23 protein-coding genes and 1 pseudogene are annotated in these 24,644 nt (G+C 61.0%); 9 read left to right on the forward strand and 15 right to left on the reverse strand.

Annotated elements, in window-relative coordinates; all coding sequences use genetic code 11:
* Window positions 1–50 precede the first annotated feature (50 nt).
* Window positions 51–1,574, reverse strand: coding sequence for a fumarate hydratase (locus AC07N4_RS22585; RefSeq protein ID WP_003205127.1), 1,524 nt, complete (start codon window positions 1,572–1,574; stop codon window positions 51–53).
* A gap of 441 nt (window positions 1,575–2,015) precedes the next feature.
* Between AC07N4_RS22585 and AC07N4_RS22590 the strand changes: the two genes are divergently transcribed.
* The 3 genes from AC07N4_RS22590 to AC07N4_RS22600 are packed head-to-tail and all read left to right on the forward strand — an operon-like array spanning window position 2,016 to window position 4,829.
* Window positions 2,016–3,122 (forward strand): GGDEF domain-containing protein, encoded by a 1,107-nt coding sequence (locus AC07N4_RS22590; protein WP_096818361.1) that lies wholly within the window; start codon window positions 2,016–2,018, stop codon window positions 3,120–3,122.
* Window positions 3,115–4,050 (forward strand): iron-sulfur-binding ferredoxin reductase, encoded by a 936-nt coding sequence (locus AC07N4_RS22595; RefSeq protein ID WP_102622785.1) that lies wholly within the window; start codon window positions 3,115–3,117, stop codon window positions 4,048–4,050. The genes AC07N4_RS22590 and AC07N4_RS22595 overlap by 8 nt, the downstream gene beginning before the upstream one ends.
* 29 nt (window positions 4,051–4,079) lie before the next feature.
* A complete protein-coding gene (locus tag AC07N4_RS22600) occupies window positions 4,080–4,829 on the forward strand; it encodes an enoyl-CoA hydratase-related protein (protein WP_102622784.1) in 750 nt (249 codons plus the stop codon).
* A gap of 237 nt (window positions 4,830–5,066) precedes the next feature.
* On the opposite strand, the gene pyk is transcribed toward AC07N4_RS22600, so the two are convergent.
* Window positions 5,067–6,518, reverse strand: coding sequence for a pyruvate kinase (pyk, locus tag AC07N4_RS22605; RefSeq protein ID WP_096818355.1), 1,452 nt, complete (start codon window positions 6,516–6,518; stop codon window positions 5,067–5,069).
* 172 nt (window positions 6,519–6,690) lie between these two features.
* Between pyk and AC07N4_RS22610 the strand changes: the two genes are divergently transcribed.
* Together AC07N4_RS22610 and AC07N4_RS22615 are read left to right on the forward strand one after the other, a co-directional pair.
* Window positions 6,691–7,077 carry a tetratricopeptide repeat protein gene (locus tag AC07N4_RS22610; protein ID WP_007951249.1) on the forward strand — a complete coding sequence of 129 codons (387 nt, stop codon included), beginning with the start codon at window positions 6,691–6,693 and terminating at the stop codon, window positions 7,075–7,077.
* A 216-nt stretch (window positions 7,078–7,293) separates the two neighbouring features.
* The gene (locus AC07N4_RS22615) at window positions 7,294–7,653 is read left to right on the forward strand and encodes a PilZ domain-containing protein (protein WP_096818351.1); all 360 of its coding nucleotides are present in this window, start codon (window positions 7,294–7,296) and stop codon (window positions 7,651–7,653) included.
* Window positions 7,654–7,699: 46 nt separating this feature from the next.
* On the opposite strand, the gene AC07N4_RS22620 is transcribed toward AC07N4_RS22615, so the two are convergent.
* The 8 genes from AC07N4_RS22620 to AC07N4_RS22655 all read right to left on the reverse strand — a co-directional run bounded on the left by AC07N4_RS22620 (window position 7,700) and on the right by AC07N4_RS22655 (window position 15,805).
* Window positions 7,700–8,104, reverse strand: coding sequence for a DUF6124 family protein (locus tag AC07N4_RS22620; protein WP_102621259.1), 405 nt, complete (start codon window positions 8,102–8,104; stop codon window positions 7,700–7,702).
* A 543-nt stretch (window positions 8,105–8,647) separates the two neighbouring features.
* Window positions 8,648–8,863, reverse strand: a complete 216-nt coding sequence (locus AC07N4_RS22625; RefSeq protein ID WP_102621260.1) for a hypothetical protein — start codon at window positions 8,861–8,863, stop codon at window positions 8,648–8,650.
* 225 nt (window positions 8,864–9,088) lie between these two features.
* Window positions 9,089–10,420 (reverse strand): DUF58 domain-containing protein, encoded by a 1,332-nt coding sequence (locus tag AC07N4_RS22630; protein WP_102621261.1) that lies wholly within the window; start codon window positions 10,418–10,420, stop codon window positions 9,089–9,091.
* A complete protein-coding gene (locus AC07N4_RS22635; protein ID WP_096818339.1) occupies window positions 10,417–11,418 on the reverse strand; it encodes an AAA family ATPase in 1,002 nt (333 codons plus the stop codon). The genes AC07N4_RS22630 and AC07N4_RS22635 overlap by 4 nt, the downstream gene beginning before the upstream one ends.
* Window positions 11,415–12,578, reverse strand: a complete 1,164-nt coding sequence (locus tag AC07N4_RS22640) for a DUF4350 domain-containing protein (RefSeq protein WP_493066017.1) — start codon at window positions 12,576–12,578, stop codon at window positions 11,415–11,417. Before AC07N4_RS22640 ends, AC07N4_RS22635 begins: the two co-directional genes overlap by 4 nt.
* Window positions 12,575–14,119, reverse strand: a complete 1,545-nt coding sequence (locus AC07N4_RS22645; RefSeq protein ID WP_493066016.1) for a DUF4129 domain-containing protein — start codon at window positions 14,117–14,119, stop codon at window positions 12,575–12,577. The genes AC07N4_RS22640 and AC07N4_RS22645 overlap by 4 nt, the downstream gene beginning before the upstream one ends.
* The gene (locus tag AC07N4_RS22650; protein WP_493066015.1) at window positions 14,106–15,083 is read right to left on the reverse strand and encodes a stage II sporulation protein M; all 978 of its coding nucleotides are present in this window, start codon (window positions 15,081–15,083) and stop codon (window positions 14,106–14,108) included. Before AC07N4_RS22650 ends, AC07N4_RS22645 begins: the two co-directional genes overlap by 14 nt.
* Entirely contained in the window at window positions 15,080–15,805 is a 726-nt protein-coding gene (locus AC07N4_RS22655) for an RDD family protein (protein WP_192558848.1), read from the reverse strand. Before AC07N4_RS22655 ends, AC07N4_RS22650 begins: the two co-directional genes overlap by 4 nt.
* Before the next feature lie 180 nt (window positions 15,806–15,985).
* Here AC07N4_RS22655 and sbcB point away from each other — a divergent pair, with 180 nt between their 5' ends.
* Window positions 15,986–17,416, forward strand: coding sequence for an exodeoxyribonuclease I (gene sbcB, locus AC07N4_RS22660; protein ID WP_493066014.1), 1,431 nt, complete (start codon window positions 15,986–15,988; stop codon window positions 17,414–17,416).
* A 102-nt stretch (window positions 17,417–17,518) separates the two neighbouring features.
* Here the strand turns inward: sbcB and mvaT are convergent, their stop codons facing one another.
* Window positions 17,519–17,896 carry a histone-like nucleoid-structuring protein MvaT gene (gene mvaT, locus AC07N4_RS22665; protein ID WP_007933316.1) on the reverse strand — a complete coding sequence of 126 codons (378 nt, stop codon included), beginning with the start codon at window positions 17,894–17,896 and terminating at the stop codon, window positions 17,519–17,521.
* 337 nt (window positions 17,897–18,233) lie between these two features.
* Between mvaT and purU the strand changes: the two genes are divergently transcribed.
* Complete coding sequence (gene purU / locus AC07N4_RS22670) at window positions 18,234–19,082, forward strand: formyltetrahydrofolate deformylase (RefSeq protein WP_007912774.1); 849 nt, start codon at window positions 18,234–18,236, stop codon at window positions 19,080–19,082.
* A 93-nt stretch (window positions 19,083–19,175) separates the two neighbouring features.
* Window positions 19,176–19,370 (forward strand): hypothetical protein, encoded by a 195-nt coding sequence (locus tag AC07N4_RS22675; protein ID WP_192558846.1) that lies wholly within the window; start codon window positions 19,176–19,178, stop codon window positions 19,368–19,370.
* Here the strand turns inward: AC07N4_RS22675 and gpgF are convergent.
* The 3 genes and pseudogenes from gpgF to AC07N4_RS22690 all read right to left on the reverse strand — a co-directional run.
* Window positions 19,339–20,334, reverse strand: a complete 996-nt coding sequence (gene gpgF / locus AC07N4_RS22680; protein WP_493066013.1) for a glucosaminyl phosphatidylglycerol flippase — start codon at window positions 20,332–20,334, stop codon at window positions 19,339–19,341. The two genes, AC07N4_RS22675 and gpgF, sit on opposite strands and share 32 nt — an antisense overlap.
* A gap of 196 nt (window positions 20,335–20,530) precedes the next feature.
* Complete coding sequence (locus tag AC07N4_RS22685; RefSeq protein ID WP_371858320.1) at window positions 20,531–21,295, reverse strand: methyl-accepting chemotaxis protein; 765 nt, start codon at window positions 21,293–21,295, stop codon at window positions 20,531–20,533.
* A 93-nt stretch (window positions 21,296–21,388) separates the two neighbouring features.
* Window positions 21,389–22,420, reverse strand: a pseudogene (locus tag AC07N4_RS22690) (HAMP domain-containing protein); the annotation flags it as partial.
* A gap of 188 nt (window positions 22,421–22,608) precedes the next feature.
* Here AC07N4_RS22690 and AC07N4_RS22695 point away from each other — a divergent pair.
* On the forward strand, window positions 22,609–24,096 hold the full coding sequence (locus AC07N4_RS22695; RefSeq protein WP_493066012.1) for a helicase HerA-like domain-containing protein: 1,488 nt from the start codon (window positions 22,609–22,611) through the stop codon (window positions 24,094–24,096).
* A 33-nt stretch (window positions 24,097–24,129) separates the two neighbouring features.
* Here AC07N4_RS22695 and AC07N4_RS22700 read toward each other — a convergent pair whose 3' ends face one another.
* The gene (locus AC07N4_RS22700) at window positions 24,130–24,585 is read right to left on the reverse strand and encodes a DUF721 domain-containing protein (protein ID WP_096818322.1); all 456 of its coding nucleotides are present in this window, start codon (window positions 24,583–24,585) and stop codon (window positions 24,130–24,132) included.
* Window positions 24,586–24,644: the final 59 nt, after the last annotated feature.

Genomic DNA, 24,644 nt, shown 5'->3' on the forward strand with positions numbered 1-24,644 from the left:
CGGCCGGCTATCCACTTGGATGAGCCGGCCGTTTTTATAAGGCAAATAGCTTACTGCACTTCCACCGCAAGGCTCTCGCTGATCTTCTGTTGCCAGATCGCAGGACCGGTGATGTGGACCGATTCACCTTTGCTGTCCACCGCAACGGTGACCGGCATGTCCTTGACCTCGAACTCGTAGATCGCTTCCATGCCCAGCTCGGCGAACGCCAGTACCTTGGACTTCTTGATCGCTTGCGCCACTAGATAAGCGGCGCCGCCGACGGCCATCAGGTACACAGCCTTGTTGTCCTTGATCGCTTCGATCGCAGTCGGGCCGCGCTCGGATTTGCCGATCATGCCCAACAGGCCGGTCTGCTCGAGGATCTGACGGGTGAACTTGTCCATCCGCGTGGCGGTGGTCGGGCCAGCCGGGCCAACCACTTCGTCACCGACCGGATCAACCGGGCCGACGTAGTAGATGAAGCGACCTTTGAGGTCCACCGGCAGGGTTTCGCCCTTGTTCAGCATCTCGACCATGCGCTTGTGCGCGGCGTCGCGACCGGTGAGCATCTTGCCGTTGAGCAGGACGGTTTCGCCCGGCTTCCAGCTCTGCACGTCTTCCGGGGTCAGGGTGTCGAGGTTGACACGACGGGCCGACGGACCTGCTTCCCAGACGATTTCCGGGTAGGCGTCCAGCGGTGGCGCTTCCAGCGAAGCCGGGCCGGAACCGTCGAGCACGAAGTGGGCGTGACGGGTGGCAGCGCAGTTCGGGATCATGCACACCGGCAGCGAGGCGGCGTGGGTCGGGTAATCCATGATCTTCACGTCGAGCACGGTGGTCAGGCCACCGAGGCCCTGGGCGCCGATGCCCAGCTGGTTGACCTTCTCGAACAGCTCCAGACGCATTTCTTCGATGCGGTTCTGCGGGCCACGGGCTTTCAGCTCGTGAATGTCGATGGACTCCATCAACACTTCTTTCGCCATGACAGCGGCTTTCTCGGCGGTGCCGCCGATGCCGATGCCCAGCATGCCCGGTGGGCACCAGCCGGCGCCCATGGTCGGAACGGTCTTCAGCACCCAGTCGACGATCGAGTCGGACGGGTTGAGCATGGCCATTTTCGACTTGTTCTCGGAACCGCCGCCCTTGGCCGCCACGTCCACTTCCACGGTGTTGCCCGGGACGATGGAGTAGTGGATGACCGCCGGGGTGTTGTCCTTGGTGTTTTTACGAGCGCCCGCCGGGTCGGCGAGGATCGAGGCACGCAGGACGTTTTCCGGCAGGTTGTAGGCGCGGCGCACGCCTTCGTTGATCATGTCGTCCAGGCTCATGGTCGCGCCATCCCAACGCACGTCCATGCCCACACGCACGAACACGGTCACGATACCGGTGTCCTGGCAGATCGGCCGGTGGCCGGTGGCGCACATGCGCGAGTTGATCAGGATCTGCGCCATCGAGTCACGGGCCGCTGGCGATTCTTCGCGCAGGTAGGCTTCGTGCATCGCCTGGATGAAGTCCACGGGGTGGTAGTAGGAAATGAATTGCAGGGCGTCGGCAACGCTCTGAATCAGGTCGTCTTGCTTGATCACGGTCATGAGTCGCGCTCCTCTAAAAGACGGGAACATTCAATAAGGTGCCTGCGGCTTGGGTGCATCGGTCGGTCGCAGACACCTTTCAAGGCACGCCGGGGCTGCTGGCGCGACGCTAAAAAGGCGCGGCAGTATACCGCGCCTCCCTGGTGGTGACACGCGCCGGTAGTCATTCGTTGGTCGCATGGCAGGAGCCGGTCGATGTGGTCTGCAAGCGCTGCGTCCGGTTCGCTGTTTGCGGACGGCGAAGGCCGACAAAAAATCACGCGCGGCCGGCGCTATTGGCGGGCGCTCCGGGAAGCCGGGAGGGGCGGGCCCAAGGGCTTTTTTGACGCCAATTATCCGGCCCGAAAATCAATGGTCATTTATCGACTACGCCACTAAAGTGGCAGCCGGTCTGTAGAGTAGGACACTCGGTCAGCCTCTTATCGCACGGTGAGTCAACGATTGACCCATAACGCCATTCAACGTCTTTTGCTCAAACGCTTCGCCCTCGCTGCAGCCACCTATGGATTGGCCTTGCTGCTGCTGTGGCTGGCGTATTTCACCGGACACTACGAAGATTCGCTGACAGGCGTCGCTGTCGGCAGCGCCCTGGTGGTCATCAGCCAGGCGACTCTGTTCGCGGTGTTTTTCTCAGGTGCCAACCTGCGGTTCTCCGACCCGAGCCTGACCGAAGCGCAAGTGCTGCTCGGCCTCGGCTGGCAGACGTGGCTGATCGCGCATCTGGAAGAAGCGCGGGGCGAGTTCCTGGTCTTCTATGTGCTGATCCTGCTGTTCGGCCTGTTCCATTTGTCGCGCCGGGCCTTTGTGCGCTGCGCGATGCTGGTGTTCTTCAGTTTCTGCGCCATCACGCTGTGGGACGGTTACCACTTCCGCCTGCACGATCCGGCGCTCTCCGCGTTGCAGGCGTGCATTCTGTTGATCGTGCTGGCATGGCTGGTGATCTACGCACGCTTCGTCCAGACCTCACGGCAACGCATGCGCCAGCGCCGGTTTGCCTTGCAGGCGCATCAGGACACCCTGCGCGGGATGATGCGCCAGCTCGAAGACCTGGTGGCCACCGACGAACTGACCGGGCTGTTCAACCGCCGGCATTTCCTGCGCCTGGCCACCCGCGAATTGAACGCGATGGAAGCCGACGTGGTGCACGGTCTGGCGCTGATCGACCTCGACCATTTCAAACGCATCAATGATATACACGGTCATGCGGCCGGCGATCAGGTGCTGCAAGCCTTCGCCGGAGTGGCCGGTGCCTGTCTGCGTGACGGTGATGTGCTGGCCCGTTATGGTGGTGAAGAATTCGTGGTGCTGCTGCCCGATTGCAACGCCGAGCGGCTGACCGCCTGTTGCGAACGGCTGCGCATCGCCTTCACCGACGTTGAACTGGTGGGCCTGAATGTGAAAAACCTTAGCCTGTCTGCCGGCATGACCCTGCTGGAACTGGGCGATGATCTGGACGACGCCTTGCAGCGCGCCGATCAGGCGCTGTACCGGGCCAAACGCGACGGGCGCAACCGTTGCGCAGCCGCGTGGGAGAACGTCGATGCCTGAACTGCGGGTCGGTGAACGAAAGTGGTCGGTGGCGGCGGGCAGCAACCTGCTCGATGCTCTCAATCAGAACGGTGTGGCGGTGCCTTATAGCTGCCGCGCCGGCAGTTGCCATGCGTGTCTGGTGCAATGCGTGCAAGGTCTGCCTGCTGACAGTCGCCCCGATGCCTTGAGCGCTGAACAGCGTGATCAGGGCTGGCGCCTGGCCTGTCAGTGTCAGGTGATCGAGGACTTGCAGGTGCACACCTTCGATCCCGTCACCGATGGTCGCCCGGCCTCGGTCGAAGCGCTGGACTGGCTCGGCGACAGCGTGCTGCGGTTGCGCCTGACACCCCAGCGACCGTTGCGCTACAGCGCCGGCCAGCATCTGGTGCTGTGGGCCGGCCACGTTGCGCGGCCGTATTCGCTGGCGAGCCTGCCGGAAGAAGACCGTTTTCTTGAATTTCACCTCGATTGCCGCCAGCCCGGTGAATTCAGCGATGCCGCGCGCCGCTTGCAGATCGGCGACCCGATCCGCCTCGGTGAACTGCGCGGCGGTGCGTTGCATTACGACCCGGACTGGCACGACCGGCCGCTGTGGCTACTGGCGGCGGGCACCGGACTAGGCCCCTTGTTCGGTGTGTTGCGCGAAGCCTTGCGTCAGGATCATCGGGGCGCCATTCGCGTCATTCATCTGGCCCATGATGCCGACGGGCATTACCTGGCCAAACCCCTTGAAGCACTGGCCGCGCAGCGGGAAAACCTCAGCGTCGAATTGTGGACGGCGGCCGAGTTGCCGGCCGCTTTGGCGCAACTGCGCCTTGTCTCCCGACAAACGCTGGCCTTAGTCTGCGGCTCGACTGCCAGCGTTGACGCGTTTGCCAAGCGTCTGTTCCTGGCCGGACTGCCGCGCAATCAACTGCTGGCCGATGTCTTCCTGAGCCGTGGTTGAGCGCTGATTCTTCAGACGCGAGACCTGCCATGCCCGAAGCCATCCTGCTGCACCGCGAACGCGGTTTGCTGACCCTGCGCCTCAACCGCCCCGACAAGAAAAACGCCCTGACCCGCGCCATGTACAGCCAGTTGGCCGAGGCGCTCAAGCAGGCCAATCAAGACCCCGAGATCAACGCGGTGCTGATCACCGGCAGCGCCGAGTGCTTCACCGCCGGCAACGACATCGCCGACTTTATCCAGCAACCGCCGAGCGACCTCGACAGCCCGGTGTTTCACTTCATGCTTGAACTCCTCGAATGCCGCAAACCGGTGATCGCCGCCGTGGCCGGGGCGGCGGTGGGGATTGGCACGACGCTGCTGTTGCATTGCGATCTGGTGTACGTGGCGCGGGATGCACGGTTGCGCATGCCGTTCGTCAATCTCGGGTTGTGCCCGGAGTTCGGTTCCAGCCTGATCCTGCCGCGTTTGCTCGGGCAGGCCAAAGCGTCGGAGTTGTTGTTGCTGGGTGAAGGTTTTACCGGTGAACAAGCGGCGGCCTGGGGGATTGCCACCGAGGCACTGGGCAGCGGCGAAGCAGCACTGGCCAAGGCGCGGGAGATGGCGTTGCGGTTTGACGAGCTGCCGGCTGAAGCGGTGCGGATCAGCAAGCAATTGATGCGGGCGCCGGATCGCGAATTGATTCGCAAGGTGATCGAGGAGGAGGGCGCGCTGTTCACCCAGCGGCTTCGTTCGCCGGAGGCGTTGGCGGCGTTGACCGGGTTCATCAAACGCCATTGAGATATCCGCCGACCGCCGACCGCCGACCGCCGACCGCCGACCGCCGCCGCACTCCGTGCACCGATCGTTCCCACGCTCTGCGTGGGAATGCAGCCCGGGACGCTCCGCGTCCCATGCCGAAGCGGACGCGGAGCGTCCATTGAGGCATTCCCACGCGGAGCGTGGGAACGATCAATCTGAAATGAAAAAGCCCCGCCATTCACATGGCGGGGCTTTTCGTTTTCAGCAACCGGTCACTCAGACCTGCGGGTCGCCCACGTGCAGGATCTTCATGCCGTTGGTGCCGCCGGTGGTGTGGTAGCTGTCGCCCTTGGTCAGGATGACCCAGTCACCCTTCTGCACAACGCCGCGCTTGACCAGCTCGTCGATGGCTTTCTGGCTGACTTCGTTCGGTGCCAGCGAAGCCGGGTCGAACGGAACGGTGTACACGCCACGGAACATCGCTGCGCGGGCCTGGGCTTCGCGGTGCGGGGTGAAGCAGTAGATCGGCACCGACGAACGGATACGCGACATGATCAGCGGGGTGTAGCCGCTTTCGGTTAGCGCGATGATCGCTTTCACGCCCGGGAAGTGGTTGGCGGTGTACATGGTCGCCAGCGCAATGCTCTCGTCGCAGCGCTCGAATTCCTTGCCGATGCGGTGGCTGGAGGTCTTGCTGGTCGGGTGCTTTTCAGCGCCGACGCAGATGCGCGCCATGGCCTGTACGGCTTCCAGCGGATAAGCGCCGGCAGCGGATTCGGCGGACAGCATCACGGCGTCGGTGTAGTCGAGCACGGCGTTGGCCACGTCGGACACTTCGGCGCGGGTCGGCATCGGGTTCTGGATCATCGACTCCATCATCTGGGTCGCCACGATCACAGCCTTGTTGTGGCGGCGTGCGTGCAGAATGATTTTCTTCTGGATGCCCACAAGCTCGGCGTCGCCGATTTCCACACCCAGGTCACCACGGGCAACCATCACGGCGTCGGAAGCCTTGATCAGACCGTCGAGGGTTTCGTCGTCGGCCACGGCTTCGGCGCGTTCGATCTTCGCTACCAGCCAGGCAGTGCCGCCGGCTTCGTCGCGCAGTTGGCGGGCGTAGTTCATGTCGGCGGCGTCACGCGGGAAGGACACGGCGAGGTAGTCGACTTCCATTTCAGCGGCGAGCTTGATGTCGGCCTTGTCTTTCTCGGTCAGGGCCGGAGCGGTCAGGCCGCCACCGCGACGGTTGATGCCTTTGTGGTCGGACAGCGGACCGCCGATGGTCACGGTGCAGTTCAGTTCGGTGGCGGTCGCGGTATCAACGCGCATCACCACGCGGCCGTCGTCGAGCAGCAGCTCGTCGCCCACGCCGCAGTCCTTGACCAGGTCCGGGTAGTCGATACCGACCACCTGCTGGTTGCCTTCGGTCAGCGGATGGCTGGTGGAGAAGGTGAACTTGTCACCGATCTTCAGCTCGATGCGCTTGTTGGCGAATTTGGCGATACGGATTTTCGGGCCTTGCAGGTCACCCAGCAGGGCGACGAAGCGGCCGTGCTTGGCAGCGAGGTCACGCACCAGCTTCGCGCGAGCCTTGTGCTCGTCGGGGGTGCCGTGGGAGAAGTTCAGACGGGCGACGTCCAGGCCAGCCAGAATCAGCTGTTCGAGAACTTCCGGCGAGTTACTGGCCGGGCCAAGGGTAGCGACGATTTTGGTACGACGGACGGACATGCAAAGACTCCTCAGGTTCAAGCGCTCGCAGAGGCTACTACGCTCTTTGGGTGTAGTCATTGTTCGTTTGCACTACTTATTGTTTTCTTTATTGAACGCGACAATCGGAGCAAAGGGCTCTGAAGATTTCTCGCCAGAGGTCGATAATGATCACAAGACAGGAGAATACCCCATGCGATTCGTGCCCATTGCCGCCCTTGCCCTCAGCGTCCTCGCCGTCACGGGCTGCACCCGTTGGTCGATGAACCATCATTTGAACAACGCCTACAGCGCCTACGACCGGGGCAACTGCGAGCAGGTGATGCTCGAACTGTCCAAGGTCGAACGCGCCAGCCGTGCCCGTCCTTACGTGTGGCCGGAAGTGTCGATGATGCGCGGCCAGTGCCTCGAGCGGCAGAAAATGTTTGTCGATGCGGCGCAGACCTATCAGTTCATCATTGCCTCGTACCCCAACAGCGAATACGCCTACCGCGCCCGCGCGCGTCTGGAAACCCTGCAGAGCCTGGGTCATTACCCGACCCGTAGCGCAGCAGCCGTGGTGCGTCCAACTCGCTTTTGATGGCGGTTGTCATACAAAAGCTGGCTGGCTGTACAAGGTGAGCTATAGTCCTCAGACACCGGTGCAGATGAACTCTGTACCGGCGCAACACCTGCGACTGGCATGAGATAGACGTGGCAAGCGCCACACCGGAAGCAGGGAGAGCGGACCTGTAGGGCAGGTTCGTTCCGAAGCACAGTGCGGCCCGTTTACCGGGCCATGCATGGCGATACGCTCATGTTTACCGACCGTCGAATCGAACGGCACCAGTTGCCGTATTTTCTGCGAGTGTTCAACAGCGTCACCGACAAACCCATCGGCTTTCTGGGCAACGTCTCTGAAGACGGTTTGATGCTGATCAGCCAGTTGCCGATGATGATCGGTGCCGAATTCAAACTGCGCCTGAAAATTCCCCTGGGCGAGGGCTGCCAGCAGGTCATCGACCTGACGGCTTGCTGCCTGTGGTGCCACGAAGACGCGACTCCTCAACATTATGACGCCGGCTTCAGCCTGTACCGGACTCCGCCGGAGTATGGGCAACTGGTCGAGGCGTTGAAGCAGTACTTCAGTTTTCAGCCGTTGCCGGCTTCGGCCTGAAAACAAAAAAGGGCCACAACCTGCCGCAGGTTGTGGCCCTTTTTTCTTACGCGGTTATCGCAATCGCCCGCTCGTTATCCAGCGTCTTCTCCACCAGCAACAACCCTAACTCGCTCAGTTGATAGATCGCCATCGCTAGATGCCGCGGCTTGTCGTCCAGGCTGTCCGCCAGGTCGAGCAGCAGGATGCTGACTGACGAAAAGGTTTCGTAGGTCTGGATGGCGATGGCTTCGGGGTTAATGTCGGGATCGACCTTGAACATCTGCATGCCGCGATCCACGGAATTGCGCGGTTTTTCGGGCGAGGGATTGAGGTAGAAATCGAGGGCCCGGTGGGCGGCGTCGTGGAGTTTTTTTGAGTCGATTGAAGCGTAGGGGGAGACCGGGTCAGTTTGATCAGTCGTGTCCGTTGGATCGATATCCGACGGAGGATTTGGTGTTGCTTTGAACATACCTAACTTCCTAATAAGTTGGGCTGTTACCGCTTCGCGACTAAACGAGGGGTGGCAGCTGTAAGCAGGTTAGTCGACCGGGGAAGTAAGGCTTTTTTCCGGCGTGCCCGGGGGCACCCTGCTCACAGCCACCATCTAGTGCAGGGATAGGGAATACCCGACTGGATGACGCGTTTGCAAACCTATCTTACCTCGGGCGACTAAACCCGGCCGCTGATTGGTAGCGACGGGGATCAAGTTACGGGTCAACGTCAAGGTGCACAAGCCAGCGGATTCGCTCATATGTGTAGGTAAAAGCGTCAGTTGCTGTAGCCTCAATTCCCCCGCCTTGCAATCGTCCTCAAGTGCTGAAAGGGCAACGGTTTCAATCCTAAGCTAGAGAAACTTTACGGGCAGGACAGGACTACAGTAGCCGTGGTCAGCGAGGAGATTTTGAGAACCAAGTTGTAAGAGTCTTTCCAATCAACGATTCGTTTTGGAAGGCACGACTTATAGGCGAAAGACATCGAACATCTCTGGGACATATGTCTGAAAAGCCGGAATTTAGCCGTGGTGTTCTCCTTTCAGCTTGGCCAAGCCTTGTTTGATGAAACCGGCGTTTTCTCCAATTGTAAAAAGTGCTTCACGGACGTTTTTTCCGGTTTCCACCATTCCCTGAGCTTCGACCTGGAGTACCAACTCCATCAGGGCGGCTTCCAGGCCGAGTTGGTTCTGATACATCCTTTCCAGCACGTCCGATAGAGAGTATTTAGCAGGCATTCTGAGACTCCGTTAGAGAAGCTCCAAGGATAGCAGCGGTGTTTGCAAATGTGAGTTGACTAGAGATGTCTACTCAAATTAGTTGGATCGTGAGGAGGTTTTGATACTCCTTGGATGAGCAGCACCGTTTTATCAATGCCTGCGCCTTAAGGTTTTTTACTTCGTTGAGGTTCTCTTGATTATTGTGATTTTATTTGATCCCCTCGAGTGTGAGATTGAGAGGGGTCAGAGCGCTCCAGATTTCTTCCAGCTTAGATATCGTGATATTACGTCCGTGCTCAATTCGCTGGGGGGGATATCCATCACTTGCACTCCTTGAGCACTCAACCGTTCATGGAGTATCGCTCGGGCATTCAGATAGTCCACTGTTGCGCAGTACTCATGGGCCTGCTCTATTGTTTGCACCCGCGAATGCCGTGCATTTTCAAGCGTGCTCTCGCGGAGGTTGGCCACAAGTACCCGATGCTGCTGGCTCAGGCGTCTGACGGCATTCAGCAACTCCTCATCAGCCTCATCCCGCACATTGGTCACTAATACCACCAAAGCCCGGCGCTTCTGTCTGGTCAGCAACTGATTCACCGCTGCCGGATAATCCGCAGAACGTCGCGTGCTATCCAGATCGTAAACACTGTTGAGCAACACCTTGAGCTGCCCCGTACCTTTGATCGGTGTAATGAACCGAGGCTGATCACTGGCGAAGGTAGACAACCCCACCGCATCCCCCTGGCGCAACGCCACATAACTCAACAGCAAACACGCATTCAACGCATGATCGAAATGCGACAGCTCGCCGTCCTGACTGCGCATCTGTCGCCCGCAATCGAGCATGAAAACAATCTGTTGATCTCGTTCGTCTTCGTACTCCCGGGCAATCGGTGTGCGATGGCGGGCGGTGGCTTTCCAGTCGATCTGGCGCAGGCTGTCGCCTTCGCGAAACTCCCGCAGTTGATGAAACTCCATCCCCTGGCCACGACGTTGGCGCTGGCGTACGCCGAGCTGGCTGAGCCAGTTGTCGACCGCCAGCAGTTGACCGCCGTAGAGGCGGGCGAAGTCGGGGTAGACGCGGGTGTGGTCGGTGAGGTTCAGCAGGCGTTTGCCGGACCACAGACCGAAGGGGCTCGGCAGGTTGAGTTCGCAGGTTTCGAAAGTGAAATGGCCACGCTTGAGCGGGCGCAGGCGATAGCCGATCAGGTTGCGTTGGCCGGGTTGTAGCTCGGTGTTGAGCGGCAGGTGTTCAAAGCTCAAGCCGTCGGGTACGTGGTCGAAAATTTGAATGGCCAGTGGCTGGTCGAAATCGTGTTCGATCTCCAGCCGCACTTCGCTCCAGCGACCGAGTGCCAGGCTGCCGGGCATCTGTCGTTGCACGCGAGGCGAGGGCATGCGCTTCAGGCGCAGGGCATCCAGCAGACTTAGTGCAAACAACGCCAGCAACAATCCCCAGTTGATCGACAGCAGGCTCGAAGGCACCTCGACGTTCAGCGCCTGCAACGCGCCCAGCACAATGCCGATGGCCAGCAGGATCGCCAGCCAGATCAACAGCAGGCGCGAGGGTTTCACAGGCGCGGCGCCGGTACTTGATCGAGCAGTTGCTGAAGAACCTGATCGACTTGCAGCCCTTCGATGTCCAGCTCCGGTGCAAGGCGTACCCGGTGGCGCAACACCGCCAGTGCGCAGCCCTTGATGTCGTCCGGGATCACGAATTCACCGCCGCGCAGCAGGGCCCGGGCGCGGGCGCAGCGTACCAGTGCGATGGAAGCGCGGGGGCCGGCACCGAGGCTCAGCCCCGGCCAGGTGCGGGTGCTGCGCGCCAATCGTACGGCGTAATCGAGCACCTGATCGTCCAGCGGCAAATCGCTGGCGATGCGTTGCAGGGCTTGCACGTCCTTGGCCTGCAACACGGTGCGTAGCGGCTGCACATCGAGCATGTCGGCGCGGGTCGAGCGGGTGACCTGACGCACCATGTCCAGCTCCTGATCGGCGTCGGGGTAATCCATGCGTACCTTGAGCATGAAGCGATCAAGCTCGGCTTCGGGCAACGGGTAAGTGCCTTCCTGTTCGATCGGGTTTTGCGTGGCGAGCACCATGAATGGCTGGGCAATCGGCAGGGCCCGGCCTTCGAGGGTGACCTGACGTTCCTGCATCGCTTCGAGCAGGGCGGCTTGAGTCTTGGCCGGGGCGCGGTTGATCTCGTCCGCCAATAGAAGATTGGTGAACAACGGGCCTTTGCGCAGTTTGAACTGTTCGGTCTGCAGGTCGTAGACCGCGTGGCCAGTGACGTCGCTGGGCATCAGGTCCGGGGTGAACTGGATGCGTGCGAACTCGCCGCCGAAGCATTTGGCCAGGGCGCGTACCAGCAGGGTTTTGCCAAGGCCGGGAACGCCTTCGAGCAACACGTGGCCGCCGGCGATCAGCGCGGTCAGTACATCGTCGATCACCGGGTTCTGGCCGATCAGTGCCTTCTGCAATTCACCGCGTACCGCTTGGGCCAACTGACTGGCTCGGTGACGTTGCTGGGCCGCGTGGCTGGGCGAGCCGGGTTCGATGTGTTCGGTCATAGCGAGTTCCTCAAGGCTTGCAGGTGGGCGACCTGACGGCAGAATTCGGCGCTGGACATGCGCCGCTTCGGTGCCGGGCTCAGGGCCTGGCTGATGGCACGGGTCGGCTGGCGGGTCAGGCGTGACAGGGCCAACCATTGTTCGGCGACGTTCAATTGGTCGAAACCGGGGTGACGATGGCGGGCGCGGCGCAGGACATCCTGCTGCAACGCTTGCAGCAAGGTCTGTTGACCGTTGTGACGCAGGATGAAATCGGCACTGGCGCGCAGGTGTTCCATCAACTGACGACGACCGCTCGGGGCAGGAGCCTGCACCGGCCCGTGACGCACGCCGACATGCCACAACCACAGACCGATCAACGCCAGCAGGGCAACGATGGCTTGTGGGAAATAGCGCCAGAGCAGGGTCAGCAGACCGTCATGTTCGGTGTTGTACAGCAAGGTCACGGCGGTGTCGGCGCTCAGGTACCAGAGCAGCCAGGCATTGTCGTGCTGCGCAATCGCCGGGGTTTTCCACAGATCGGCATCGGTGACCACGGTGATCGTGCCGACGCCGTAGGGCAGTTGCATCATGTGCGTGGCGCGGGCGCTGTTGGCCCAGGCTTGCGCGAGGTTTTTCGGATCGTCGAGGTGGAACGCGGTGTCGAACCCGGCGTAGGCGGGGGCGTCTTCGTCTTCCAGATAGAGCTTGGTCAGGTTGGGGTAGGGATCGTCGTCGGCATCCGGCGGCGGGTCTTTCAGATCCTTGCTCAGGGACTGATGCAGTTGCACGCGGTCGAGCAGCAGGTCATTGCTCTGGCCGGTCTTTTCATCCCAGATCGATTCGGCGACGAACACCAGTCGTCCGCCGGCCCGGGCCCAGTTCAAGACTTGATCGACCTGGCGCGGGGTCATGTTCGAGCGGTCGTTGAACAGCAGCAGCGTGTGGCGGCGAGGGTCGATCTCGGGTAACACGGCGAGACTCTCGGCATGACTGACGGCTATCCCGCGACCGCGTAGAAACATCTCCGCCGCCAGATAAGGATTGGCTTGCGCGGCGGGGGAAGGGCCGTGATCGACCACGGCCTGGTAAGGCGTGGCCTTGAGGTACAGATAAACGCCCAATGCGCCCAACAGGGCGACGATCAGCGCGCCGACCAGCCAGAGTGCGCGCCGGTTCAACGGGCGGCTCCGTGGCCGAACAGCGTGCGCCAGCCATCACACAATTCCTGTTGCAGATGCGCCGCCGGTACGCGGTGTCCGTAGGCCATGTTCTGCCAGTGGCGGGTCAGACTGCGGCTGTAAGCGAGCAGGTCCGGACGCTGCAAATGTTCGATCCGCGCCAGCACTTCGCTTTCGGTGTCGGCCGGTTTCAGGGTCAGGTTGAAATCGTGCAGCAGATGACTGAGCAACGCCCGATACAGCAGGCCGAGCGCCGCACGGGGTTGGGTTTGCCAGAGTTGCTCGGCGCTGGCGGCGATGTCGTCGGGCAGGGTTTCCCGGCTCAGGTCGAGGCCGAAGGCTTGCTGTGGCACGGGGCGCTTTATTCGCTCGGGCAGTCGCGGGCGACGGCTGACGAACGTTTGCAGAAACTCGCGATAGCGCCAGATCAACCAGCCGAGCGCTCCAATCACCACGGCCCACAGCAGCACTTCAATCGCCTTGGCCAGCCCGTTCAGGTGCTGGCCGTTGAGCCAGCCCAGCAAGGTTTTCAGCCATTGCGGCGCCTTGCCGTCCTTGGGTTTTTCGGTGGTGGCGGGGTCTTCGCCAAAGCGATAACGAGTGACGGTTTCCTTGTTCTTGAACGGCGGTTGTTCCAGCAAGGCCTTGATGCTGTCGCGGGATGCCTGACTGGTCAGTGGCTGATTCAGGAGTCGGGGCGCATCCGGAGCGGTGGCGGGGTCGGCTGCCCATGCCGAAGGCACTCCCGGCAGCAAAAGACACACCACCAGCAGCAAACCGAGTGCGCTGCTGTTCAGGCGCTGACGCAGGCGGCGGAACACCAGTTCGATGTCCCAGGCTTCGAGCGCGGTGCGCCGGTTCAGGTAAAGGCTGAAGCCGCAGGCGACGTAGATCGGTTCCCAGATCACCAGTATCAGTGCATAGAAGGCATTGGTCAGGTGCTCGAGCCAGCGCCATTGGTGGTCGGCCGCGAAGATCAGGCTTTGCCAGTCCCAATCGGTTTCGACCTGTTGTGGCAGAAGCAGGTAGAACAACACCATCAGGCCGATCCACAGCGCCGTTTCCAGATGCACGCCAATGATCGTCAACCACTGGGCCGCGCCGGCATTGCGTTGCAGCAGCACCCGCAAACGCTGTTGGCGTGCGATGCCGCCCAGGCCTTCAAGTTGCACCACCGGCATCAGGAAGCTGCGACTGAAGCTCAGGCGTCGCCAGGTCAGGCTCGCCAGCAACTGTGGTTTAAGCAGTTTTGGCCACTGGCGTAATGCCTGTTTCAGCGTGGGCGTTTCGCCGAACAGGGCTTTGGACAGGATGTACAGCGGCAGGCGCTCGTACGCCGGTTTCAGCCACCAGAAGATGAACACCGCGAGCGACGGCGAATCCCACAGAAGCAGGCTGAGCACCACGAACAGCGGCAGGGTGACGATGGCCCAACTGGTCATCAGCAAGCGCCGATGTTGCTGGCTCATGAGCACGCCCAGGTCCATGGCTTCCCAGGTGGTACGCGGGCGGATCACCACGGTGGCGTCACTCAGGCGCATGGCGGGTCCTTCCGGCGAACAGCAGATAGGTCGCCACGCAGAGCCAGAGCCCGGCGCCGACCAGGTATTTGGTCTGCGGCGTGACCCCGGTGCGTGACGACCAATAAGCCTCGATAAACGCGGCGATCAACAGGAACAGCATCACGCCGCAGATCAGCAATACGCTCTGGCGCGCCGCGTGTCTCAAGGCCTCGCCGCGTGTCAGGCGTCCCGGCGCGATCAACGCCCACCCCAGTTTCAGTCCCGCCGCCCCGGCCAATGCAATAGCCGTGAGTTCGAACGCTCCGTGCCCGATCACGAAGGACCAGAAAGTCTGGCCGAAGCCGATTTCACTCAGGTGCCCGGCCACGGTGCCGATGATCAAACCGTTGTAGAACAGGAAAAACGCACTGCCTACTCCCAGCAGCAAACCGCTGGCGAAGGTCTGAAAGGCGATGCCGATGTTGTGCATGATGTAGTAGCCAAACATCACCCAGTCTTCGCTGGCCGCACGTTCGGCCGAGCGCCCGAGGTGGCCGGCGGCGGGGTCGTACATGCTCTGCATCTCGCGCACCTGATCGGCGGGGATCAGGTTGTAGACCAGCTCCGGGAACAGGTACACCAGCAATCCGAAACCGGTCAGGCTGCCGAAGAACAGCAACCCGGCGGCGAGTACGAAGCGCCATTCGGCGCGTACCAGCCGTGGAAATCCGGCCAGGATGAAACCCAGTACGTTAGCGCCGAGCTGGCTGCGGTGACGGTAAAGTTGTTGATGACCGCGCAGCACAAGCTGCTGCAACGAGTCGACGAGAAAACTGCTGTAGCCACGTTCCTGCGCCAGGGCCAGATGTTGGCAGAGTCGGCGATAGGCCTTGGGAAATTCGGCCACCTGCGAAGTGTCCTTGCCTCGTTCCAGACGTTCGAGGGCGAGCGTAAAGCGCTCCCATTCGGCCTTGTGGCGGGTTTCGAAAAGGCTTTGCTTCATGTCGGCCCCAACAGGCCGCGGGCGATGCCGTTGAGTTCACCGACGGCTTTCGGTGCGCTGATGTGCAGTGGCTGAGCGAGCAGCGCCGCGAGTTCATTGACCCGCGCGGTCGACAGTTCGCCCTGACGCTCGGCGAAAGCGAGCAGGGCGCGTTGTTCAGTCAGGGTCAGCGGGATCGGTGAGCGACGGGGCTCAGCATCAGGCAACTGCGGACGCTTGAGCGGGCGTTCGCTGTAGATCACCAGCGTGCCGGCAGCGATGTCGCCGAGGCGTTTGAAGGTCGGGTGTTGCAGGCAACTGATGGCGCCGAGGAAATAGCCGAACGGCATCAGGTCGACAAAACGCAGCAGGTTGCGCAACAAGGAGGCCGACCAGCCCACTGGCGTGCCATCGTCGTGCACCACCCGCAGGCCCATCCATTGCTTGCCCGGCGAACGGCCCTGACGCAGCACTTCGAACAGCACCATGTACCACCAGCTCACCGCGAACAGCAGCAGTGAACCGAGACCGATACCGAGTTTGCCGAGCAACGCCAGCAGCATGAACAGCAGCCCCATGATCAACCCGCGCAAACCCAGATCGATGGTGAACGCCACGGCACGCACCATCAGGCCGGCGGGACGCAGCGGCAGGTCGATGCCTTCCGGCGTTTCGACCTGATACCGCGTATCCAGTGGCGGGGCCAGCGTTGCTTTCCTTGGCGGTGCTGTGGTCTCGAGCATGGGCTACCTGATGTTGCCGGATCGGGATGCAAGTGAGTCCGATGCTAGCAGTCTCTCGGGGGAAAACGACATAACTATGTCATACACATCGTTCAACCAAATGTGCCTGAATGATGCCGCGCTGGCCGCGACCGCCGTCGAACGCCTAGACTTTGCCGATCTTCAGTTCAGGAACCACCCGTGACTTCCATCTTCTGGTACGACTACGAAACCACCGGCATCAATCCCCGATGTGACCGTCCGTTGCAGGTGGCCGGGATCCGCACCGACCACGAACTCAACGAAATCGACGCGCCGGTCAATCTTTACTGCCAGCCCAGCGAAGATATTCTGCCGCACCCGGCGGCGTGCGCAATCACCGGTATCACCCCGAGTTGTCTCGCCGAGAAAGGTTTGAGCGAGGCTGATTTCATGACCCGGGTTCACGCCCAACTCGCCGCTCCCGGAACCTGCGGTGCGGGGTACAACACTCTGCGCTTCGACGACGAGATGACTCGCTACAGCCTGTATCGCAACTTTTTCGATCCTTATGCCCGCGAATGGCAGGGCGGCAACAGTCGCTGGGATCTGATCGATGTGGTGCGCGCTGCTTATGCGTTGCGTCCGGATGGTCTGGTCTGGCCGACCGATGATGAAGGCAAGGTCACGCTCAAGCTCGAGCGCCTGACCGCCGCCAACAACATCGATCACGGCAATGCCCACGAGGCGTTGTCGGACGTGCGCGCCACCATCGCCCTGGCCCGGTTGATCCGCGAGAAACAGCCGAAACTGTATGACTGGCTGTTCCAGTTGCGCAGCAAGCAGAAAGTCATGGACCAGATTCGCCTGTTGCAGCCGATGGTGCACATTTCCGGACGCTTCTCGGCGGCGCGCAGTTATGTCGGTGTGGTGCTGCCATTGGCCTGGCATCCGCGCAACAAGAACGCGTTGATCGTCTGTGATCTGCACCTGGACCCGCAGGGCCTGCTCGACCTGGATGCGCAGACATTGCGTCAGCGTCTGTATACCCGTCGTGATGATCTGGCCGAAGGCGAGTTGCCGGTGCCGCTCAAGCTTATTCACATCAACAAGTGCCCGGTGGTGGCGCCGTTGTCGGTGCTGAGAGCTGAAGATCAGCAGCGTCTGGGTCTGGACATGGCGCTGTATCAGGCGCGTGCATTGCGACTAAGTGACGCACAACAAGTTTGGAAAGATAAAGTCGCGGCGATTTATGCCAGCGAAGATTTCACCCCGAGTGAAGATCCTGAACAACAGTTGTACGACGGATTTATCGGTGATCGTGACCGGCGACTATGTGAGCAAGTGAGGACGGCAGATCCTGCTCAATTAGCGCGAGAGCAATGGCCGTTCGATGACGAACGTTTGCCTGAATTGTTGTTTCGATATCGAGCGCGTAACTTTCCGGATACGTTGAATTTCGAAGAGCAAGAACGCTGGCAAATCTTTTGTCGGCAGCGCTTGTCCGAGCCTGAATGGGGGGCTCCTAATACCTTGCAATCTTTTACAGAGGCCGCAGAGCAATGGCTGCTTAGTGCCACGCCATTACAGCGCGAGGTGCTGGTTGAATGGCAGAATTATGTCCAGGCATTGCGCAAACGTTTGAATCTTTGAAATCGAACATGCCCGTCGCTTGAACGACGGGCATAAAAAAACGCCAGCGGATGCTGGCGTTTCTTTTGGTGTCGCAGACGGGTCTGCGACAAGGGTTGCGGCTTAGCCCAGCAGGGTAGCCCAGCCTTCAACCACGTCACCGCCCCACTTGGCTTTCCACTCTTTCAGAGTCTTGTGGTTGCCACCTTTGGTTTCGATGACTTCACCGTTGTGCGGGTTTTTGTATTGTTTAACTTTGCGAGCACGCTTGGTGCCGGTAGTTTTTACTGCGCCGCCACGTGGGGCCTTGGTTTTGGACTCTGGATCCAACAGCGCGATGATGTCACGCAGGGATTTGGAGTATTCGCCCATCAGGGTGCGCAGTTTGCCTTCGAATTCCAGCTCGGTTTGCAGTTTGTCGTCTTGCGACAGGTTCTTCAAACGGGCTTGCAGCTCTTTGATTGCTTCTTCGGTGGCACGATATTCGTTGATCAAGGACATGATTACTACCTTATTGGGAGTGCACGATGGCAGGGGACAGTGCGGCAATAATAGTCAGGCTGTTTCATCAAGTAAACATTTAACCGGGCTTTTTATTTGAATTAGTTGCGTTGAAAAGCCCTGAATTGAATATTCAGTTAAATAATGTGATGCAGTCTTCACAGATATTCACAGAGATCCGTTGGTGCATGGCTATTACTGCGCCATCATCCTGACGGTTGTCCGCGTCAAAAAAACTGCAGCGAGGCCTGCCGGGGCTCAAGGCTCATCAATACTGCAGTTTTGCGGCGTAGTCGCTAGAATGGCCGCCTTTGCGAAGTTCTGGAGTTTCCCCCTCATGCGCACTTTTCGGTTGGTGATTTCTTGCCCGGACCGCGTTGGCATCGTTGCCAAAGTCAGTAACTTTCTGGCGGCCCACAATGGCTGGATCACCGAAGCGAGCCACCACTCGGACAATCAGGTCGGCTGGTTCTTCATGCGTCACGAAATCCGTGCCGATTCCCTGCCTTTCGGTATCGAGGTGTTGCGCGAGAAGTTTGCACCGATCGCCGAAGAGTTCTCGATGGACTGGCGCATCACCGACACCGAGCAGAAAAAACGCGTGGTGCTGATGGCCAGCCGTGAGTCCCACTGCCTGGCCGACCTGCTGCACCGCTGGCACAGCGATGAACTCGATTGCGAGATCTCCTGCGTAATTTCCAACCACGACGACCTGCGCAGCATGGTCGAGTGGCACGGCATTCCTTATTACCACGTCCCGGTCAATCCGCAGGACAAGCAACCGGCCTTCGACGAAGTGTCGCGCCTGGTCAAGCAGCACGATGCCGAAGTGGTGGTGCTGGCGCGCTACATGCAGATCCTGCCGCCGGACATGTGCCGCGAATACGCGCACAAGGTCATCAACATTCACCACAGCTTCCTGCCGTCGTTCGTCGGCGCCAAACCGTATCACCAGGCGTCGCTGCGCGGCGTGAAGCTGATCGGTGCGACCTGCCACTACGTGACTGAAGAGCTGGACGCCGGCCCGATCATCGAGCAGGACGTGGTGCGTGTCAGCCACAGCGACAGCATCGAAGACATGGTGCGTTTCGGCCGTGACGTCGAGAAGATGGTGTTGGCCCGTGGCCTGCGTTATCACCTTGAAGACCGCGTGCTGGTGCACGGCAACAAGACCGTCGTGTTCTGATCGAACCCTTTACGGTTGAAAAACAAAGGGCCTGGGCGTTCAATCGCTTCAGGCCCTTTTTTTCGCCCTGTTTCAGCCCTTGAGGACATGCCCATGAGCGATCCACTGGACAAAGCCACCTCCAAAGCGCCCGCCACCTTGGGTGAAGGCTGCCTGAGCCGCTATGACCCGGATGACCTGGGCCCGGAGGATGGCACGGACTTCCCCGACGCCGCCGCGTTGTGGGAACAGCTCAATGAAGAGAAACCGGACGACGCTAAGCCTGCCGCACCTTCATCAGCTTCCTGAGCAGCGGACGCCCGAGCATCAGCAGAAAAATCGGCCCGCCCACCAGCAGGTAGAAGTAAAACGTCATCGCCCGCCAGATCAGAATCGCCGCCGCAGCGGTCGAAGCCCCGACCATGGGCGCCAGCAGCGCCGCCGAGGTCAGCTCCGCCGCCCCGGCACCGCCCGGCAACAGGCTGAATTGTCCCGCTCCCAGCGAAAGCATCTGAATCAGAAACGTCCAGGCCCACTGCACGTCCGCCCCCAGCCCGCGCAGCGCCAGATACAGCACGCTGTAACGCAGCGACCAATGCACGCAGGTCAAGGCAAACACCTTGAACAGTGTCTGTCGAGGCAGTTTCAGGGCATCGGTGAACGCCGCGAGAAAATGCAGCAGCTTGCGCGCCCAGCGCCACCTCGTAGCGGGTTGCACGTTCATGCGCGCCAGCAGCCGGCCACTCAAGCGAATCAGCGTGCGGTGATAACGCGCCACCAGCACACAACTGAACAGCCCGCCGAACAGCGATATGGCGCTGACAGTCAGCAGCCATTCCATCCGGTCGCTCAGATGCTGGAACAGCGCATAAATCAGAATCCCGCCCAGTGCACACAGGAAGAACAGCAAGTCGCTCAGCTGATCCATCGCAAACACCGCGCTGCCCCGGGCCGGGCGCACGCCGCTACGGGCCAGCAGCGCCATGATCGTCAGCGGCCCGCCAGTGCCGCCGGGTGTGGCGCACCAGGCGAACTCGGCGGCCATGACCACGCCGAGGCTTTTCAGCAGTGTGACCCGTTCACGCTGATCGCCGAGCAGCAATCGCAGGCGCAAGGTGTTGATGCCCCAGCAGAGCAGAATCATGGCCAGCAGGATCGACAGCCAGTGCAGAGGAAAGGCTTGCAGCCGGGTCCAGGTTTCCCCGCCACCCAGTAAAGAAGGGATCAGCACCGCCGCCAGCAGACCGATCAGCAACAGAATGCCGCGACTCATGCGTGAAGTCCGTGTTGGCGCGCCAGCGTGGTTTCAGCGATATGCACAGTGAGTGCCCCTCCGCGTGTTGATGTCCCGTGTTGACCTTTCTCCAGAATAGATGTTCGGTCGGGATATGCGGCGGGGTGGGGGAGGTTTTGCGGGAGGTGAAGATGTCTTCGCGGACTGAACCGCGAAGACATCCGGGGGGAGCAGCTTAAATCCGGAAGCTGCCGACCAGTTGCTTCAGGCGCGAAGCCTGTTGTTCCAGATCGGAACAGGCGCGCAAGGTCGCCTGCAGGTTCTCCACGCCTTCCTGGTTCAGCGTATTGATCTCGGTGATGTCGACGTTGATCGACTCGACCACGGCGGTCTGTTCCTCGGTGGCGGTGGCCACCGACTGGTTCATGCCGTCGATCTCGCCGATCCGCTGGGTCACGCTGTTCAGGCGCTCGCCGGCGAGGTTGGCGATGTCCACGCTTTCCTGGCTGTGGCGCTGGCTGTCGCTCATGGTACTGACGGATTCGCGGGCGCCGACTTGCAGCTCCTCGATCATGGTCTGCACCTGTTGCGCCGATTCCTGAGTGCGGTGGGCAAGGTTGCGCACTTCGTCCGCCACCACCGCAAACCCGCGCCCGGCTTCACCGGCCCGCGCTGCTTCGATGGCGGCGTTGAGCGCGAGCAGGTTGGTCTGCTGGGAAATGCTGGTGATCACTTCGAGAATCTGGCCGATGTTCACGGTTTTGCTATTCAGCGATTCGATGTTGCTGCTCGACGCGCTGAGCATGCTCGACAGTTGATTCATTGCCTTGATGCTGCGATCCACCACTTGCTGGCCGTCTTCGGCCAGGCCACGGGCGTCGCTGGCCTGGGTCGAGGCTTGCGCGGCGTTGCGGGCGATTTCCTGAGCGGCGGCACCGAGCTGGTTGATCGCGGCGGCCACGCTGTTGGTGCGCGAGGCTTGCTGGTCGGAGTTGTACATCGACGAGTTGGAAGCCGCGACGACCCGCAGGGCGACTTCGTTGACTTGCCCGGTGGCCGACGACACTTCGCGAATCGAACCGTGAACCCGCTCGACGAAGCGGTTGAAGGCAGTGCCGAGTACGCCGAATTCGTCCTGGTTCTGGATGGTCAGGCGCTTGGTCAGGTCGCCTTCGCCGTCGGCGATGTCTTCCATGGCGCGGGTCATGACGTGCAGCGGCTGGATCAGGATGCGGATCAGCATGCCGAGCAGGGCGATGATGATCGCCACCGCAATCACAGTCGCAATCACGGCCGAGGTGCGGAACTGGCTGAGCATCGAAAAGGCTTTGTCCTTGTCCACCGACAGGCCGATGTACCAGTTCACCGACGGCAGGCCCTTGATCGGGGTGAAGGTGACGATACGGGTCTTGCCGTCGACGGTGATTTCACTGAAGTCGCTGCTGATGCGCGGCGTGTCCTGCGGGTAGGCTTCCTTGAGCGATTTCATCACCAGGGCCTTGTCCGGGTGCACCAGGATCTTGCCGTCGGCGCTGACCAGGAACGCGTAGCCCATGCCAGAGAAGTCCCGGGCGCTGAGAGTGTTGATCAGGGTTTGCAGGCTCAGGTCGCCGCCCACCACGCCCACGCTCTGGCCGGCCTTTTTCGCGGCAGTGGCGATGGAAATGATGGTCTGGCCGGTGGCCGCGTCGATGTACGGTTCGGTGAGGGTCGAAGTGCTGCTGCTTTCGGCACCTTTATACCAAGGGCGAACCCGTGGATCGAAACCGTCCGGCATCTTCGCATCCGGACGGATGGTGAAGTGACCGGTGGCATCGCCGAGGTAGGAAGCCATGAACGTCGAGGTCAGGGCTTTCTGTTCCAGCAGGCTGGCAACGGCGGCAGGCTCGGGATTGATGGCGATGTTCTGTGCCGCGTTCTCGATCAGCAGGATGCGCCCGCTGAGCCAGGTCTGGATGTTGTCGGCAGTGACCTCGCCCATCTCGTTGAGGTAATTGTTCAGGTCATCGCGGATTGCATTGCGCTGCAGCCAGTCGTTGTACAGCGTGAACGAGGCGAAGGCGGCAATGACGATGAGGGCGGCGGCAAGCAAAATTTTATGGCTGAAGCGTAGATTTTTGTTCATGGCTTGGGGTTCCGCTAAGGTCTTAATGTCCAGGGCGTGCTTTTATAAAGGCGCGCAAAATGGGCAGGTGTGAAAGCTGAGTGATATTTCCGTCTCTCCTTAGGGAAATCACGGACCGGACTTTTGATCCGGTCTCTCACTTCTCTCTATCGGCCATGCTCGACAAAGATTAACTATTGGGTGACCAAATGCCTGACTCCTCGCAACTCGTTATCGGCGCCGATCTCGCCGGGCAACCGATCGCCCAGGCGATGCGCCTGGCCAACCGTCATGGACTGGTGGCCGGCGCGACCGGCACTGGCAAGACCGTCACCCTGCAACGGCTGGCCGAAGCGTTCAGTGACGCCGGGGTCGCGGTGTTCGCCGCCGACATCAAGGGTGACCTATGCGGCCTCGGCGCCGCCGGCAATCCCCAGGGCAAGGTCGCCGAGCGCATCGCCGGCATGCCGTGGCTCAACTACAAGCCTCAGGCTTATCCCGTGACCTTGTGGGACATTCACGGCGAGTCCGGTCATCCGCTGCGCACAACGCTGAGTGAAATGGGGCCATTGTTGATCGGTGCCTTGCTGGAGTTGACCGACAGCCAGCAGTCGGCGTTGTACGCGGCGTTCAAGGTCGCCGACCGCGAAGGCCTGTTGCTGCTGGATCTGAAAGACCTGAAAGCGCTGCTCAACCACCTCAAGGACAACCCGCAGCTGCTCGGCGAAGACGCCGCGTTGTTCACCACCGGTTCCAGCCAGGCGCTGTTACGGCGTCTGGCGATCCTTGAACAGCAGGGCGCCGAAGCCTTGTTCGGCGAGCCGGCGCTGCAACTGGAGGACATTCTGCAACCGGCCGCCGACGGTCGCGGGCGCATTCATTTGCTCGATGCCAGTCGCCTGGTGCATGAAGCGCCGAAGGTCTACGCGACGTTCCTGCTGTGGTTGCTCGCCGAGCTGTTCGAGCAATTGCCGGAACGTGGCGATGCCGACAAACCGTTGCTGGCACTGTTCTTCGACGAAGCGCACTTGTTGTTCGGCGATACACCCAAGGCCTTGCAGGAACGTCTGGAGCAGGTGGTGCGGCTGATCCGTTCCAAGGGCGTCGGTGTGTATTTCGTCACCCAGTCGCCGGGCGATTTGCCGGACGATGTGCTGGCGCAACTGGGCCTGCGGGTCCAGCACGGTCTGCGGGCATTCACCGCCAAGGAGCAGAAATCCCTGCGGGCGGTGGCGGATGGCTTCCGGCCGAATCCGGCGTTCGATACGTTGTCGGTGTTGACTGAACTCGGGATCGGCGAGGCGCTGGTCGGCACCTTGCAGGAAAAAGGCACGCCGGAAATGGTCCAGCGGGTGCTGGTGGCGCCGCCGCAATCGCGGATCGGGCCGTTGACCGAGACCGAACGCACCGTGCTGATTGCCGGTTCGCCGTTCAAGGGCCGCTATGACAAGCCGATCGATCGGGAGTCGGCCTATGAAATCCTGATGGGGCGCAAAGGGCTGGCGTCGGAGGGCGAAACCGCGCCAGGCAAACCGGCGGCAGAGGAACCGAGCCTGGCGGACAAGGCCGGGGAGTTCCTCGGGACGGCAGCGGGGCAGGCGCTCAAGTCGGCGATGCGCCAGGCAGCGAATTCGCTGGGTAAACAGTTGGTGCGCGGCCTGATGGGTTCTCTGCTCGGTGGCAGTAAACGTCGATAACACCCGTGGGAGCGTGCTCCCACAGGTTTTTGGTCAGGATTTGGCTTTAGCGTGCGCCGCCAGACGCTCCAGCGCCGCACGCAGGTTCGGATCACTGATCCCGTCGGCGGTCGACTGAATGGTCGCCGCCGCATCCGTCGACAAGTCCATCGTGTGCCCGGCTGCACCGCGCTGCACCGTTGGCGGCTGGACCTTGAACTGAATCCGCGTCAGGTTGGCGAACTCATCGAACATCTGCAGTTGCCGTTGCAGGCGTTTTTGCTGGTAGCGCAGGCGTGTGGCCCAATGGCCATCGGTGACAATCAGCAACAGATTGCCTTCACGCCACGACGCGACATGACAATGCTCGCGGGCGGCGGGTTGCAGTTGGCTTTCGAGCAGGCGTTGCAGACGGCCCAGACGTTGGGCATGGCCGAGGATGGCTTTCAGCGGCTTGGCTTCGCGAAGCAGAACGGCGGGCGCTCTGGCTGTAAGAGGGCGAAATGCCATGATCTAACACCTGAAGTAACAGAGGCGCCATGGTAGCAGATAGCACCCATTTCACTCGC

The organism is Pseudomonas sp. GW821-FHT09E04 (assembly GCF_059416185.1).

Coding starts and splice junctions, on each gene's coding strand:
- AC07N4_RS22585 (WP_003205127.1), bottom strand. CDS start 1,574: ATGACCGTGATCAAGCAAGACGACCTGATTCAGAGCGTTGCCGACGCC.
- AC07N4_RS22595 (WP_102622785.1), top strand. CDS start 3,115: ATGCCTGAACTGCGGGTCGGTGAACGAAAGTGGTCGGTGGCGGCGGGC.
- AC07N4_RS22600 (WP_102622784.1), top strand. CDS start 4,080: ATGCCCGAAGCCATCCTGCTGCACCGCGAACGCGGTTTGCTGACCCTG.
- pyk (WP_096818355.1), bottom strand. CDS start 6,518: ATGTCCGTCCGTCGTACCAAAATCGTCGCTACCCTTGGCCCGGCCAGT.
- AC07N4_RS22610 (WP_007951249.1), top strand. CDS start 6,691: ATGCGATTCGTGCCCATTGCCGCCCTTGCCCTCAGCGTCCTCGCCGTC.
- AC07N4_RS22615 (WP_096818351.1), top strand. CDS start 7,294: ATGTTTACCGACCGTCGAATCGAACGGCACCAGTTGCCGTATTTTCTG.
- AC07N4_RS22620 (WP_102621259.1), bottom strand. CDS start 8,104: ATGTTCAAAGCAACACCAAATCCTCCGTCGGATATCGATCCAACGGAC.
- AC07N4_RS22625 (WP_102621260.1), bottom strand. CDS start 8,863: ATGCCTGCTAAATACTCTCTATCGGACGTGCTGGAAAGGATGTATCAG.
- AC07N4_RS22635 (WP_096818339.1), bottom strand. CDS start 11,418: ATGACCGAACACATCGAACCCGGCTCGCCCAGCCACGCGGCCCAGCAA.
- AC07N4_RS22645 (WP_493066016.1), bottom strand. CDS start 14,119: ATGCGCCTGAGTGACGCCACCGTGGTGATCCGCCCGCGTACCACCTGG.
- AC07N4_RS22650 (WP_493066015.1), bottom strand. CDS start 15,083: ATGAAGCAAAGCCTTTTCGAAACCCGCCACAAGGCCGAATGGGAGCGC.
- AC07N4_RS22655 (WP_192558848.1), bottom strand. CDS start 15,805: ATGCTCGAGACCACAGCACCGCCAAGGAAAGCAACGCTGGCCCCGCCA.
- mvaT (WP_007933316.1), bottom strand. CDS start 17,896: ATGTCCTTGATCAACGAATATCGTGCCACCGAAGAAGCAATCAAAGAG.
- purU (WP_007912774.1), top strand. CDS start 18,234: ATGCGCACTTTTCGGTTGGTGATTTCTTGCCCGGACCGCGTTGGCATC.
- AC07N4_RS22675 (WP_192558846.1), top strand. CDS start 19,176: ATGAGCGATCCACTGGACAAAGCCACCTCCAAAGCGCCCGCCACCTTG.
- gpgF (WP_493066013.1), bottom strand. CDS start 20,334: ATGAGTCGCGGCATTCTGTTGCTGATCGGTCTGCTGGCGGCGGTGCTG.
- AC07N4_RS22685 (WP_371858320.1), bottom strand. CDS start 21,295: ATGTACAACTCCGACCAGCAAGCCTCGCGCACCAACAGCGTGGCCGCC.
- AC07N4_RS22695 (WP_493066012.1), top strand. CDS start 22,609: ATGCCTGACTCCTCGCAACTCGTTATCGGCGCCGATCTCGCCGGGCAA.
- AC07N4_RS22700 (WP_096818322.1), bottom strand. CDS start 24,585: ATGGCATTTCGCCCTCTTACAGCCAGAGCGCCCGCCGTTCTGCTTCGC.